This window comes from Clostridioides difficile ATCC 9689 = DSM 1296 (genome assembly GCF_001077535.1).
Classification (GTDB): Bacteria; Bacillota; Clostridia; order Peptostreptococcales; family Peptostreptococcaceae; genus Clostridioides; species Clostridioides difficile.
This window is the reverse complement of record NZ_CP011968.1, coordinates 3,222,567-3,237,666: the sequence shown is the minus strand read 5'-3', so window position 1 is coordinate 3,237,666 and position 15,100 is coordinate 3,222,567. Positions and strand designations below refer to the sequence as shown.

14 protein-coding genes are annotated in these 15,100 nt (G+C 28.9%); 12 read left to right on the top strand and 2 right to left on the bottom strand.

The features are described 5' to 3' along the window. Positions 1-104: 104 nt before the first annotated feature. The 3 genes from CDIF1296T_RS15230 to CDIF1296T_RS15220 all read left to right on the top strand — a co-directional run bounded on the left by CDIF1296T_RS15230 (position 105) and on the right by CDIF1296T_RS15220 (position 3,962). Positions 105-1,154, top strand: a complete 1,050-nt coding sequence (locus CDIF1296T_RS15230; protein ID WP_009898065.1) for a putative 2-aminoethylphosphonate ABC transporter substrate-binding protein — start codon at positions 105-107, stop codon at positions 1,152-1,154. A 95-nt stretch (positions 1,155-1,249) separates the two neighbouring features. After that, the gene (locus CDIF1296T_RS15225) at positions 1,250-2,239 is read left to right on the top strand and encodes an ABC transporter ATP-binding protein (protein ID WP_009898064.1); all 990 of its coding nucleotides are present in this window, start codon (positions 1,250-1,252) and stop codon (positions 2,237-2,239) included. 4 nt (positions 2,240-2,243) lie between these two features. Beyond that, complete coding sequence (locus CDIF1296T_RS15220) at positions 2,244-3,962, top strand: putative 2-aminoethylphosphonate ABC transporter permease subunit (RefSeq protein WP_009903356.1); 1,719 nt, start codon at positions 2,244-2,246, stop codon at positions 3,960-3,962. Between the two features lie 81 nt (positions 3,963-4,043). On the opposite strand, the gene CDIF1296T_RS15215 is transcribed toward CDIF1296T_RS15220, so the two are convergent. Then, positions 4,044-5,198, bottom strand: coding sequence for a GGDEF domain-containing protein (locus tag CDIF1296T_RS15215; protein WP_003439713.1), 1,155 nt, complete (start codon positions 5,196-5,198; stop codon positions 4,044-4,046). Positions 5,199-5,696: 498 nt separating this feature from the next. Between CDIF1296T_RS15215 and CDIF1296T_RS15210 the strand changes: the two genes are divergently transcribed. From CDIF1296T_RS15210 to CDIF1296T_RS15180, 7 genes are all read left to right on the top strand, one after another. Beyond that, entirely contained in the window at positions 5,697-7,058 is a 1,362-nt protein-coding gene (locus CDIF1296T_RS15210; protein WP_018112802.1) for an MATE family efflux transporter, read from the top strand. 90 nt (positions 7,059-7,148) lie between these two features. Beyond that, entirely contained in the window at positions 7,149-7,853 is a 705-nt protein-coding gene (locus tag CDIF1296T_RS15205) for a GntR family transcriptional regulator (protein ID WP_003426754.1), read from the top strand. Between the two features lie 199 nt (positions 7,854-8,052). Further along, positions 8,053-8,364, top strand: a complete 312-nt coding sequence (locus tag CDIF1296T_RS15200; protein ID WP_003422688.1) for a PTS sugar transporter subunit IIB — start codon at positions 8,053-8,055, stop codon at positions 8,362-8,364. Between the two features lie 21 nt (positions 8,365-8,385). Continuing rightward, on the top strand, positions 8,386-9,699 hold the full coding sequence (locus CDIF1296T_RS15195) for a PTS sugar transporter subunit IIC (protein WP_003439696.1): 1,314 nt from the start codon (positions 8,386-8,388) through the stop codon (positions 9,697-9,699). 76 nt (positions 9,700-9,775) lie between these two features. Further along, entirely contained in the window at positions 9,776-11,086 is a 1,311-nt protein-coding gene (locus CDIF1296T_RS15190; protein WP_009898062.1) for a 6-phospho-beta-glucosidase, read from the top strand. 25 nt (positions 11,087-11,111) lie between these two features. After that, a complete protein-coding gene (gene chbG, locus CDIF1296T_RS15185) occupies positions 11,112-11,843 on the top strand; it encodes a chitin disaccharide deacetylase (protein ID WP_003439691.1) in 732 nt (243 codons plus the stop codon). Positions 11,844-11,855: 12 nt separating this feature from the next. After that, positions 11,856-12,173: a PTS lactose/cellobiose transporter subunit IIA gene (locus CDIF1296T_RS15180; protein ID WP_003422696.1), complete on the top strand. Its 318-nt coding sequence runs from the start codon at positions 11,856-11,858 to the stop codon at positions 12,171-12,173. Positions 12,174-12,284: 111 nt separating this feature from the next. Here the strand turns inward: CDIF1296T_RS15180 and CDIF1296T_RS15175 are convergent, their stop codons facing one another. Next, positions 12,285-12,749 (bottom strand): hypothetical protein, encoded by a 465-nt coding sequence (locus tag CDIF1296T_RS15175; RefSeq protein WP_003439687.1) that lies wholly within the window; start codon positions 12,747-12,749, stop codon positions 12,285-12,287. 269 nt (positions 12,750-13,018) lie between these two features. Between CDIF1296T_RS15175 and CDIF1296T_RS15170 the strand changes: the two genes are divergently transcribed. Together CDIF1296T_RS15170 and CDIF1296T_RS15165 are read left to right on the top strand one after the other, a co-directional pair. Continuing rightward, positions 13,019-13,957 carry an ABC transporter substrate-binding protein gene (locus CDIF1296T_RS15170; RefSeq protein WP_009898056.1) on the top strand — a complete coding sequence of 313 codons (939 nt, stop codon included), beginning with the start codon at positions 13,019-13,021 and terminating at the stop codon, positions 13,955-13,957. A 127-nt stretch (positions 13,958-14,084) separates the two neighbouring features. After that, complete coding sequence (locus CDIF1296T_RS15165) at positions 14,085-15,098, top strand: FecCD family ABC transporter permease (RefSeq protein WP_009891196.1); 1,014 nt, start codon at positions 14,085-14,087, stop codon at positions 15,096-15,098. Positions 15,099-15,100: the final 2 nt, after the last annotated feature.

Sequence of the window (15,100 nt, the reverse complement as noted above, 5' to 3'; positions counted from 1 at the left end):
AATTTACACTTAACTTTATATTAACAAATTAGGTGTATTATATAAACATAAGCAAAAACAATAAAAAACAAATAAAAAAAGGAAAAAACACAAAGGGGGAAGATATGAAAGAATTTATATTTACTTGTCTGTGCATTGTAGTGATTACATTTATGACAAGTTGCATATCAACAACACCACAAACTACTCAAGGAAAAGGAAATAATAAACTTACAATATATGCAGCACTAGAGGAAGAGCAGATAGCTTATTATATGGAAGGTTTTAGAGAAGAGTATCCCAATATAGATGTAGAGATAGTTATGGATTCTCATGGTGTAATAGCTTCAAAACTATTAGCAGAAAAAGATAATCCACAAGCAGATATTATATGGGGATTATCAGCAATGAACATGATAGAGCTAAAAAAAGATGGTGCACTTGAAGCATATAAGCCTAAAAATTATGATAAAGTTGATAAAAAATTTAAAGATACTGAAGATGATGTGTCTTGGGTAGGAATGAGTGTCCCAGAGACAGCAATAGTAGTTAATTATAAGGAACTTAAGAAACTAGGTATAGATATTCCAAAAAGTTATGAAGATTTAATAAAACCAGAATATAAAGGACTTATAACAATGCCAAATCCAGCATCATCTGGAACGGGGTATCTTACAGTATCAGGGCTTATTCAAATGATGGGTGAAAAAGATGCTTACAATTACATGGATAAATTACATAAAAATATAGCCACATATACACACTCAGGTTCAAAACCTGCGAAGTTAGCTGGCTCTGGAGAGTATCCAATAGGTATTACACTTGGATATAGAGCTACACAACAATTATCTAGTGGAGAACCTATAGAGGTTGTATTTCCAAAGGAAGGTTCAGGTTGGGACTTAGAAGCAAATGCCTTAGTTAAAAAAGATAATATAAAAAAAGAAGCAAAGCTATTTTTAGATTGGGCAATAAGTGATTCAGCTATGGATAGATATGCACATGAAGTAGCAGTTACTTCCATAAAGACAGATAATCCAGTTCCAAAAGGTTATTCTAAACAACCATTTGAACAGCTTATAAAAGAAGTTGATTTAAACTCTGCTGCCAAAAACAGAAGTACAGTACTTAAAACTTGGGAATCAAAATACGGTTCAAAATCTGAAAGTAAGTAAAGTTTAAATTAATAATTTAGATGAAAGAATTTTAGAAGAAAAAGTAGGATATAAAATTTAAAATAAAAAAATAACTATATAAGGAGAGATAAGATATGAGTTACTTAAAAATAAATAATGTGTTTAAAAGTTATGACCAAAAAAAGGTTTTAAATAATATTAGTTTGGATATTGAAGAAGGGGAATTTCTATGTTTACTCGGACCTAGTGGATGTGGTAAAACTACATTACTTAGAATAATAGCAGGTCTTGAAGATGTAAATAGTGGAACTATAATTCTCCAGGATAAAGATATTACAAATTTAGAGCCATCAAAGAGAGGTTTTGGTATAGTATTTCAATCATATGCATTATTTCCGAATATGACTGCTTATAACAATATAGCTTTTCCACTAAAAGAGAGAAAAGTTTCAAAAGAAAAAATAGATAATAAAGTTAAGGAAGTACTTGAAACAGTTGGATTGACTAATGAAGCTCATAAATACCCTAAAGCATTATCAGGTGGACAACAACAGAGGATTGCAATAGCAAGAGCATTAGCTCTTGAACCAAAGTTTTTACTTTTAGATGAACCAATGTCTGCATTAGATGCAAAGGTTAGACACAAGCTTAGAATGGACATTAAAAGATTACAAAAAGAACTTAATATAACGACAATAATGGTAACACATGACCAAGAAGAAGCTATAACTATGGCAGATAAAATAGCTATTCTAAATGGAGGAGATATAATGCAAATAGGGACTCCAGAAGAAATATACCAAAATCCTCAAAACCTATTTACAGCTCAATTTATAGGAGATACAAACTGTTTTGATAATGGAGATTCTATATTAACTGTAAGACCAGAATATGTTCAAATAGAGAAATCGACAAAAGAAAACTACCAAGGGATAATATCAAATATAGAGTTTAGAGGGAATTTATTGAGAGTTGAAATAAAAGATAAATTAAATGAAAATTTCATAATAAGTGATGTTTCTATAAAAGAGTGGGTTAATTTAAATTTAGTAGAAGGTGACCTTGTAAAAATAAGTATAGACGAAAAATACTATTTAAAGTATCCAAAAGTTAAAGGAGCATAAGTGTATGAATAATAATGCTATAAGTTCTAAAAGTATAAGTCTTAAATCAAAAATGAATTTAGATATAAAAAAATGTATGCTTACAGTATTAGTTATGTCTTTAGTAATATTTTTATTAGCACCTATAATATATCTATTTGTACAGGCTTTTTTAGATAAAGATGGAGTCTTTGTAGGATTACAAAACTTTCAAGAATACTTGGCTTCTGAATCTCTATTAAATTCTCTAAAAAATACAGTATTTGTATCAGTTATATCAACTGTAATATCACTAACACTTGCATTAGTATATGCATATGCATTAACTAGAACAAAGATTAAATTTAAAGGTTTTTTTAAATCATTAGCTATGTTTCCTATGTTTGCTCCAACAATGATGCATGCAATAGGTCTAGTATATTTATTTGGAAATCAAGGTTTGGTAACTAATTTACTTGGAGTGCATGTTCCAATATATGGAGCAGTGGGAATAATATTGGCACAAATTATATATGTATTTCCTCAATCCTTTCAAATACTTTATATATCTCTAAGTTCAACCGATTATAGACTATATGAAGCTAGTAATACTATGGGGATAAGCAAGATAAGAGAATTTATAAGCATAACAATCCCAAGTATAAAATACTCTTTAATAAGTTCTGCATTCGTATCGTTTACATTATGTTTTACAGATTTTGGAGCTCCAAAGGTGATAGGAGGAGAGTTTAATGTATTATCAATAGATGTATATAAGCAAATTATAGGGCAACAGAATATGCCAATGGGAGCAACTGTATCAATATTACTTTTAATACCTGCAATAATATCGTTTATAGTAACTAAAAAAATTGAAAAAAATCAAAATTCATATATAACTTCAAAGTCAATTCCATATAAGGTTAAAACTAATAAGTTAAGAGATAGTATTTTAGGAGGGGTTGTAGGAATTATTGCATTTGGTATAATAGCTGTAATGTTAACTGTAATCTTATCTTCATTAATATCAGTTTGGCCATATGATTTAAGACTGACACTGGAACATTTTTCTATGAAAAACAGTATTGATGGGATTAAACCATTTATAAATTCAATAAAAATGTCACTATTTACAGCTATTCTAGGGACGAGCTTTGTTTTCTTATTTGCATATTTGAATGAAAAAACAGAAAAAGCTCCATATTTAAAATCATTTGGGTATTTTTTAAGTACATTGCCTATGGCATTGCCAGGATTAGTTTTAGGTATAGCTTATGTATTATTTTTTAATAAATTAGAGTTTAATTTTATGGATACAATATACATTAAGAATTTGTTTAATGGATTATATGGAACATTACTTATAATGGTTATATGTAATATAGTTCATTTCTTTTCAGTAGCATTTATAACAGCTACTACTGCTATTAAGAAAGTAGATAAAGAATTAGATATGGTAGCTAAATCAATGGGAATAAACAGCGCATCAATTCTTAAGAACGTAACTATACCACTTTGTTTGCCAGCAGTTTTAGAGAACTTTATGTACTTTTTCCTAAACTCCATGGTGACAATATCAGCATTAGTTTTTATATATACTGCAAGTTCAAAAGTAGCTGCAATATCAATTGTACAACTAGATGATAAGGGGAGTACTGCACAGGCAGCAGCACTAGCTGTGTTAATATTAGTCACAAATATATTAGTGAAAGTAATATATGAATTTATAAAGAATCGTTTAGAAAAAAGAACAAACTTTAATTAAATAATTTATCTTATAAAAACACAAATTTAAAAAAGTCTATTCTTGTGATTTATTATTTAAAGAATAGACTTTTTAAATTTATTATTGATATTGTTTATTAATTTTCCTTTTGTTATCATACATTTGAGAATCTGCACGACGATATGTATCAAATAAAGAAACATCTACTTTTTCATCAAAAATAGCATATCCAATAGACATTGATAATTTTAATTCATTAGTTGAGTTTTCTTCAACTATTTTTAAATTAATATTATTTATAATATTATTTATTTCTTTGTGAGATAAATTTTTTAGAATAATTATGTATTCATCACCTCCAATACGATAAACTATATATTTTTTATTTATTACATATTGTATAATTTTACTTGCTTGCTTAATATATAAGTCTCCTGTCTGATGGCCAAATTTATCATTAATCTTTTTTAAACCGTCTAAATCTATTGATATGATAGATATTAGATTCTTTAGATTTGAATTGTTTAAGTTATTCATATCTATTTCAAAAGCATTTCTATTTTTTAGGCCTGTTAAATAATCTGTATTAGCAAAATCAGTATATGTAGGATTAGATATTCTTTTAAATAGAATCACTGCAATCAATGCTGATATTAGACAAGTTAATAATGCTATTATTGGTGTAACTATACTTATAAATTTAAATGTATTGTATTGATGTTTTGCTTCAAATTCAATTCCTATTACTCCAACAACCTTACCAACATCATTGTGAATAGGAAAATACGATATAAATATGTATCCCCAAGATGTTGATTTAATCTTTTTAGGTAACAATATATGATTATCTAATGCTTTGTTAAGGTCTCCCCAAATCTCTTTTTCTATCAAATCACCAGCATTTCTAAAATCACTCCTAGATGAATTTAAACCATCAACAACATATACTAGTGATCCATCTTTTGTTTTTTTAGCAGTATATAGATACATGACTCCAGTAGTATTTTTTACAGATTCTAAAAGGATTTTAGAACTTTTATAAGACTTTTTTGATTGGTCTTCTTTAGAATTAATTTCAGTAAAGGTATTTTTATCAATATTTCTTTCTACATATTCATAGATATGTTTTGACCTCTCACTTAAAGAGTATATCATGCTCTTATAAGTTAGTGTATAATTAAAAAAATATACACATGAGGAAGATATTATTACAATAATTGCAGTAAGTATTGAAACCTGCATATCAACTCTATTGAATTTTTTATTTATTTTCATAGCTTAAATGTCTTGTGAAAAGAACCTCCCACAATCTCCCCATAATTAATATATATCTATAAATTTCACCATAATATATTCATATATTATCAAATTTGTGTGGAAATTACAATTAGTAAACATGCTTAAAGCATTCAAATATAGTTTTTTTATTATTATAGTATACTATTTTATGTATAAATAAAATTATATATAAATCATTGATATTGGTTGTTTATTAATGGAAGATACCGTATAAAATATTCTAATTGGTTACGATATGTATACTTAATTGAAGTTAAGTTAAGGGTTAGAATATGTATTGATGAAATGGCTAGATTTATATTCATAAGTATTAATTTTATCATAGATAGGTAAAATACTGTATCTTAAACATAAGTATGATTGAGATGCAATCCTGAGATATGATAATATAAATTGAAGGATAGTGAACTCAATCAAATAAAATGATTAATCTAGCTATATAAGCAAATAAATTTAATATAAAAGAGGTGGAAAATGAAAGACAGACTTAATTTAACAGAAGGAAGAATTACAGAAAAATTACTTAAGCTATCACTTCCAATAATGGGGACTTCATTTATACAGATGGGGTATAACATGATAGATATGATATGGGTTGGTAAAGCCGGAAGTAAAGCAGTAGCTGCAGTTGGAACAGCTGGTTTTTTTCCATGGCTTGCAATAGCATTTATTATGATTTCAAAAGTAGGTGGAGAGATAAAAGTAGCACAAAGTATTGGTGCAAATAATATAAGCACTACTAAATCATATATGAAGTCAGCAATAGAAATAAATATTATACTAGCAATAATATATACAATTTCTTTAATAGTACTTAATAAACAATTGATAGGTTTTTTTAGATTAGGAGACTTAGAAGTTATAACCATGTCTAGACAGTATTTGATAATAGTAGCTCTAGGTATGGTATTTTATTTTATTAATCCAGTATTTACTGCAATTTTCAATGGTCTTGGAAATAGTAAAACTCCTTTTCGTATTAATACAGTAGGATTAATAACTAATATTATACTTGACCCTATATTAATTTTTGGATGGGGATTTGCTCCAAAACTTGGTGTTGCAGGAGCTGCTATTGCAACTGTATTTGCTCAGATAGTAGTTACTACATGTTTTATATATATAATAGTTAAAAGTAAAGAAGAATATTTTAAATTAAGACTATTTAAAGAAATAGAGACTAAATATTATAAAGTTCTGTATAAATTGGGATTACCTATAGCAATACAAAGTGGTATGTTTACAGTATTCTCAATGCTATTAGGAGTAATAGTAGCATCATGGGGGCCTGTGGCTGTTGCAGTACAAAAAGTAGGCTCACAAATAGAAGCAATTTCCTGGATGACGGCTGAAGGGCTATCAGTTGCATTAGGCAGTTTTGTTGGACAAAATTATGGTGCCAAGAAGTATTCTAGAATAAATAAAGGTTGCAAAATAGCTATAACTGTATCTTCTGTACTTGGTATAATAACTACTTTAGTATTAGTGTTTGCAGGAGAGAGTATATTTTCTATTTTTATAGATGAAAGTGAGGCAATAGAAAAAGGAGCAGTTTATCTTAAAATATTAGGCTATTCTCAATTTTTTATGTGTTTAGAAATAATAACAACAGGAGCTTTCAAAGGATTAGGGAGAACCTATATACCTTCTATTATAATTACTATACTGACTGGTGCAAGAGTACCATTGGCTTACTTTATATCTAGACCAGAAATGTTGGGTCTAAATGGTGTATGGTGGAGTATAACCTTATCAAGTATATTAAAAGGTATATTAATGATAAGTCTATTTATATCTTTATTAAAACTCGGAAAGTTGTACAAGATTTCTGAATAAAATTTAAATTATCTTAAATGTATAGACATTTTCTTTGTTTGTATATAAAATTATCTTATTATATAAAAGATTTAATAAGGAGTGAATTAAATGAAAGAGCCAATTTATAAAGTTATAGAAAATCATGTTAGAGAGTTAATAAATTCAGACAGTTTGAAAGAAGGGGATTTAATCCCTTCTGAAAAACAGCTGAGTGAAGAATTTAATGTAACTAGAATGACTGTAAGGTCTGCACTTAATAATCTAGTTAAAGAAGGCTATATAACTAGACAAAGAGGTGTAGGTAGTATAGTTATTGCAAATAATATATATGATAATATATCGTCTGTAAGTGGATTTACTAAAGAGATGGAAAGTAAAGGCTATAAAGTATCTAATATATTGGTATCTCTTGAAATAGTTCAGGCAGATGAAAATTTATCAAGTAAGTTGAATATAAGTTTAGAAGAAAATGTTTGGGAAATAAAAAGAGTAAGATTAGCCAATGATGCAAGAGTTTCATATATGATTACTTATATGCCAGTTAAGTTATTTCCAAATTTAAATAAGACTCATTGTGAAAATTCTCTTTATAATTTTGTTGAAGAAGTGTGTGGATACAAGATAGCCATGTCAGAGAGAGAAGTACAAGCTGTAATATCGAATGAAGAGTGTATGGATAATCTAAAATTAGAAGAACCAGAGCCACTTTTATATATAAGCCAAATTTGTAAGTTACAAAATAGTGAGATTTTTGAGTACTCACACACATATCACTATGGATATACATTAACTTTGAATGCTGTTGTCGAATAAAATTTAAATAAAATGAAAAAGTTTTCTTGAAATGTATATACATTTGGTATATAATAATATCAAGAATTAAATGTATATACATTTAAAAATAAGATATATACATTAAGAAAAAATTAATAGAAAAGCATATTTTAAATGTATAGTTTAAAAAACTTATGACTTAAAAAATATTTAATGAATCTAATTTGGAGGGGAAAAAATGATAAAAATAATGTTAGCTTGTTCAGCAGGAATGTCAACTAGTTTATTAGTTACAAAAATGGAGGATGCAGCAAAGGAAAACGGTATAGAAGCAAAAATATGGGCTATATCAGAAGTGAACTTAAAAAATGAAATAGAAAATTGTGATGTCTTACTTTTAGGGCCTCAAGTTAGATATGTATTAGGAAAAGCAACTGAAATGGCAAAACCATATAATATTCCAGTAGAAGTTATAAATATGATGGATTATGGAAGATGTAATGGAAAAGCTGTGTTAGATAGAGCTGTAGAGTTAAATAGTTCAAAATAAAGTTGTACTGGAGGATGTAAAATGGAAAAATTCATGTCATTTATGGATAAATATATAGTGCCTGTAGCTGCTAAAATAGGAGCTCAAAGGCACTTAGTAGCAGTAAGAGATGCATTTATAGTAATGATACCTATAACTATGGTAGGTGCATTGGGAACATTGATAAATAACTTACCATTGGAAGCATACAAAAATTTGATGGCAAGTATATTTGGAGAAAACTGGACCACATTTGGAGGCGACCTTTGGTGGGGAGCAATAGGTACAATGGCAGTATTCTTAGTAATAGGTGTTGCTTATTTTCTAGCAAAATCTTATGAGAGTGATGGGTTACAATCTGGGCTTATAGCTTTATCTATCTTTTTTATAATGGCTCCACAAATTGGTAAAATAGTTCCTGAGGGAGGAACTACAGTAGTTGAAGGATGGGGAATGATACAACAAACCTACTTAGGTACAGCAGCTTTATTCTCTTCTATATTAATAGGATTATTATCAACTGAGATATTTGTAAGATTATCTAAGGTAAAGAAATTAACTATAAAAATGCCAGATGGAGTTCCACCAGCAGTTTCAAGATCATTTGCAAAGTTAATACCAGGAATGTTAACTATAATGATATTTACTGTAATAGGAATATTTATAAAAATGCTTTCTAATGGAAGTTTCTTAACAGATATTTTAAATACTTATTTAGGAGCACCACTATCAAATGTAGCTGATAGTCTAGGTTCTACAATGCTTATTGCATTTATAATTCATATACTTTGGACTGTTGGACTTCATGGTGCAAATATAGCACTTCCTTTTACAGAAACTATACTTATGAAATTAGGTGGAGAAAATGCTGCCTTGGCTCAAGCAGGAGCAACGGAAGGATACCATGTACTTGCAGGTGCATTCTTTGATGCATTTGTGTATTTAGGTGGTTCTGGAATGGTATTGGGATTAATAGTAGCTTTATTAATAGCTGGAAGAAGACGTAAAGAGATGATAGTATTAGGTGGTCCACCTGCAATATTTAACATAGGAGAACCATTGATATTTGGACTTCCAATAGTTTTAAATCCTATATTTATGATTCCATTTGTACTTGCACCAGTAATATGTAGTGCTGTATCATACTTAGCAATAGATTTTGGATTAGTAGCACCAGTAATTTTACCTAAAATACCTTGGGTAACACCTCCTATATTAGGTGGAGCAATGGCTACAGGTGACTGGACTGGTGGAGCTTTAGCACTATTTAATTTAATATTATCAATATTAATATATATTCCATTTGTCATAGCGTCTGAAAAAATGGAAGCTAATAAATTGAAAATTAACAACTAGGTAGTTTTATTTCGGTAAATAAATGTATAGGGTTTTGTAGAGTATATTAAATTATAGGTAAGGATGGTATAATGAGATGAAAAAGGGACTAAAAATAGTTACAATTGGAGGAGGTTCAAGTTATACTCCTGAGCTTGTAGAGGGTTTTATAAATAGATATGAAGAGTTACCTGTAAAGGAATTATGGCTTGTAGATATAGAAGCTGGAAAAGAAAAATTAGAGATAGTTGGAAATCTAGCTAAGAGGATGGTAAAAAAAGCTGGAGTAGATATGAAAATAAATCTTACTTTAGATAGAAGAGAAGCTCTAAGAGATGCAGACTTTGTGACAACACAACTTAGAGTAGGTCTTTTAGATGCGAGAATAAAAGATGAAACTATTCCTTTATCTCATGGAGTTATGGGGCAGGAAACTAATGGTGCTGGAGGTTTATTTAAAGCCCTTCGCACAATACCAGTTATATTTGATATAATAAAAGATGTGGAAGAATTATGTCCAAATGCATGGATGGTGAATTTTACAAATCCAACAGGAATAATAACAGAGGCTGTATTCAAATATACTAATTTTAGAAGATATATAGGTCTATGCAACGTGCCAATTCATTTAAAAAATGATGTTGCCAAACTATTTAATGTAGAAAGTGACAGAATAAGTATGGATTTTGCAGGTCTTAATCATATGGTTTATGGTCTAAATGTATCTTTAGATGGAGAAGATGTTACAAAAGAAGCAATTGATAAATTTGTCAAAGCAGATATAAGTATGCAAAATATAAAGGCAATTGATTTTAATGCTGAATTTGTAAAATCTTTGGGTGCAATACCTTGTCCATATCATAGATACTACTATAAAACTAAAGAAATGCTTGAGGATGAGTTGAGAGAGTTTAAAGAGGGAAAAGCTAGAGGTCAAGTAGTTAAAGAATTGGAAGAACAATTATTTGAATTATATAAGGATGAAAAATTAGATGTAAAACCACCTCAACTTGAAAAAAGAGGAGGGGCTTACTATAGTGATGCTGCTTGTAATTTAATAAGTTCTATATACAATGACAAAAAAGATATCCAAGTAGTTAATACATTAAACAAGGGTTCTATAAGAGATTTTAAAGATGAACAAGCAGTAGAAGTAAGTAGTGTAATAACAAAAAATGGTCCAAAACCAATAAGTATAGGATATTTACCAGATTCTGTGCATGGATTAGTAAGTCAAATCAAATCATTTGAAGTATTGGCAGCTAAAGCAGCTGTATATGGCGATTATGAATCTGCTCTTTTGGCACTTTGTACAAACCCATTGATTCCATCTGATGACTTAGCAAAAACTATATTAGACGAAATGTTGGAAGCTCATAAAGATTATCTTCCTAGATTTAATAGATAGTTGTCTATAGAAAGTAGGTTATGGTATGACTAAAATTATAATAAATGCAGATGATTTTGGATATTGTGAAGCTGTGAACTATGGAATAATTTCAGCTCATAATAATGGTATAGTTAGGTCTACTTCTATGATGGCAAATATGCCTGGGGTAGAACATGGAGTAGGCTTACTTAAAGAAAATAAAACTTTAAATTGTGGAGTTCATATGACTTTAAGTTGTGGTAGACCATTATTATCTAACTTAAAAACTATTGTTGATAAAGACGGTTTTTTTATTAGGAGGATTACAGACGAAATTATTGAAAAAATGGATTGTGATGAGATTTATAGAGAACTTTGTGCTCAAATAGATAGGGTAAAAGGGCTTGGAATAGATATATCTCATTTAGATAGTCACCATCATATCCATACTTTAGTAAGTTTAAAGCCAGTAATAGAGAAGATTGTAACCAAGTATAATCTTCCGATAAGAGGTGGATTTGAATATAATTTAGAGTATTCTAAAGTAGTTCCTTTAATAGATAGTTTTTATAAGGAAAATGTAAGTGAAGAATATTTTATAAAAAATATAGACGAAATAATGAAGTATGATGTAGTGGATATTATGTCTCACCCAGCTTTTTTAGATGATTATATTTTAAATTCTACATCTTATGCTATTGATAGAACGAAAGAGCACAAGATACTTACATCTAAAAAAGTCAAAGAATTTTTAGAAAAGAATGGATTAGTCATATCAAGCTATAGAGATATTTAGGAGGTCGAATAAATGGATGAGAAGATGATAGAGATATCTTTTGGAATAATTGGATTTGCAGGTGATGCGAAAGGGCTAGCATTTGAAGCAATAAAAGAAGCAAAGAGCGGGAATATAGATAAAGCTAGAGAATGTATTGAAAAGTCGAAAGAATCAATTCATAAAGCTCATAAATTCCAAACAGAATTGATACAAAATGAAGCTAATGGTAATAAAACTGAAATAAGTGTTATACTTATTCATGCACAAGACCATTTAATGACAGCTATGAATTTTCAACAATTAGCAGAAGAATTTATAGATGTATATGAAAGATTAGAAAGTAAGTAATTTAAATTTATTATTAAAAAAGAGTGTATAAAAATAATTTTTATAATTATTAAATGCACTCTTTTTTTATTTAAGTAGAGTTTAGCAATATAGTATTATGTTATTGATACTTTAGAATTTAGACTTCTCATAATTGTAAGGTATACTAGTACCAACAACTACATCTTCAATTTTTTCAACAATAAGCCAATCATCCATATTTCCTTGATGGTCAAAATCAAGAGGTGTTATTTCTTCAACATTTTCAAATTCAACTAAGCATAAACATTTTTTATGCCAACGAACTTTTTGCTTTTCAGATAAATTTAATTTTGGTTGATTTTCATTTAAAATTTTAGAAATTTCATCTTCTGTTAATTTAACATAGTTTTCTACCTTTTTAACAGTGGCTTTTGCAGATATTTTTGCAGTTCCTTTTTCCATAAAATAAAGTAACTCATCTTCAAATACTCTACTATGTGGTATTTTTCTACCAGCAGCACCTCTAATAACCATTGTTTTTGTTCCAGCCAAGATTTTATCTAAGACCTTTTCTCCTTTTTTTCCTGCATTATCACAATATACTAAATGTACCATGTTTTGAATCCTCCTTACTAAATTCATTATCTATAAATTGCATTTTATCATTGTTTAACTGAAAAGTCATTGTATTTGTGTCCAATTCTTTAAAAAAATACTGTTTAATATAAGAAAACCTTATCTAAGCTATATATAATTAAGATTAATTAGGAATTTTTATCCTTTTACAAAATAATATTGACTAAAAATAGAAAAATGCTATAATAAATATGTGCTTATGATAATCAATATCATGTAAGTATAATAAACAAGTAGGAGAAGTAATCATGAAAAAAATAAAATCACTTGCAATATTTATATCTATTATAACTACATTAGTACTTGTTACAGCATGTTCAGATAAGAATACAGAGGATAAAGATAAATCAGAGACAAGAGTTGTACAATCTGTTAAAGGAGAGGTTAAGATACCATCAAATCCTAAAAAAATAGTTGATATATCAGGAAGTAGTGAAGAACTATTATTAGCAGGTTATAAGCCTGTTGCAACAGCAAATGTAGACTCATATGAAACTGATAAATTACCAAGTTACATAAGAGAAGAGCTTAAAGGTGTAAAGATAGTTGGGCACTCAATGATGGATACTATGGATATGGAAGCTATATTAGAAGTAAATCCTGATTTAATAATAATGAGTCAAAGACAAGAAAAAATATATGACCAATTAAAAGAAATAGCTCCTGTAGTTATGATGAAAGATTATGCAAATGACTGGAGAAGCAAGTTAACTGATGTTTCAAAGTTATTTGACAAAGAAGAAGAAGCTAAAAGTTGGCTACAGAAGTATGATGAAAAAGCTACAAAGTTAGGTAAGGAAGTTATAGAAAAGAATGGAGAAAAAACTTATTTACCAGTGTTGGCAAGTTCAGGTCAATTTATGGTATTTAGTGATGGTGGAATAGGTACTCTAATCAATGATGATATGAAATTAGCTAGACCTAAGAATATGCCAAAACAGGATGGAATAACACTACCAATGGTAAGTATGGAAGGTTTAACAGATATAGATGCAGACCATATAGTTGTAATTGCTACAGAAGCAGATAAAAAAGATTTAGAAAATAGTGCTATCTGGGCTCAAATAAGAGCAGTAAAAGATGGTAATGTAACAATACTTGATGCTGTTCCATTTTTCAGTCAATCATACAATCCAATTGGAAAAGAGTTATTATTAGAATCAGTTAAAAATGAATTAACAAAGTAATTCTTAACTTAGTAGGTGTGAGATAATGATATTCATTTTTCACACCTATTTTTAATAAATCTTAAAATTAAAATACTTAATAGATGATATTATACTGACGATTAAAAGGGAAAAGGAGGTAGGATAATTGACTAAGCTGAGTAAAAAAAATATAACTTATTTGTTGATATTAGTAAGTATAGTTGTACTTGTATTTGGAATTGTATTATCCATAACTATTGGGGCAAAAGATATGAATCTATCAACTGTTATAGATAGTTTGATAAAAATGGAAGATGGAATAAATATGAGAATAGTAAAGGATGTTAGACTTCCAAGGGCAATAGCAGCTGCACTTGTTGGAGGGTTTTTAGCAGTTTCTGGGGCAATAATGCAAGGAATAACGAGAAATCCTATAGCTGAACCATCTGTTATAGGAATTACACAAGGAGCTACATTCGCAATTTCGATATCACTGGTACTTCAAAAAAAACTTCCTCAACTTATACATGGAAGTTTTAGTGTAATGATGTTTGCATTTATTGGAGCAAGTATAAGTGGATTATTTATATATTTTATAAGTTCTAAATCAAGAGGAAGAGTTAATAATGTAAAATTAGCTCTTGCAGGAGTCGCTCTTGGTACATTGCTAATTTCTTTGGCATCAGCAATATCTATGTATTTTAACCTATCTCAACAATTAAGTTTCTGGATATCAGGAGGGCTTGTAGGAGTGAAGTGGGAAGGTATAAAATTGCTATTTGTAGCTGGTGGTATTGGATTTATTTTAGCTATTATTATGGCTCCAAGAATAACTATATTAAGTCTTGGAGAAGAAGTGGCAATAGGATTAGGACAAAAAACTAACTTTGTTAGATTTATATGTATAGTACTTGTAATATTAATGACTGGAGCATCTGTGTCAGTGTCTGGTAATATTATTTTTATAGGTCTTATAGTTCCTCAAATAGCTAAAGGAATAGTAGGTTCAGATTATAAGTATATAATACCGAGCTCTTTAGTATTAGGAGCTGTATTGCTTGTATATACAGATATATTAAGTAGGATGATAAATCCTCCATATGAGACACCAGTAGGTTCTATAACAGCACTTATAGGAGTGCCAATATTTATATACCTTGTTAGAAAGGGGGAGAAATAGGT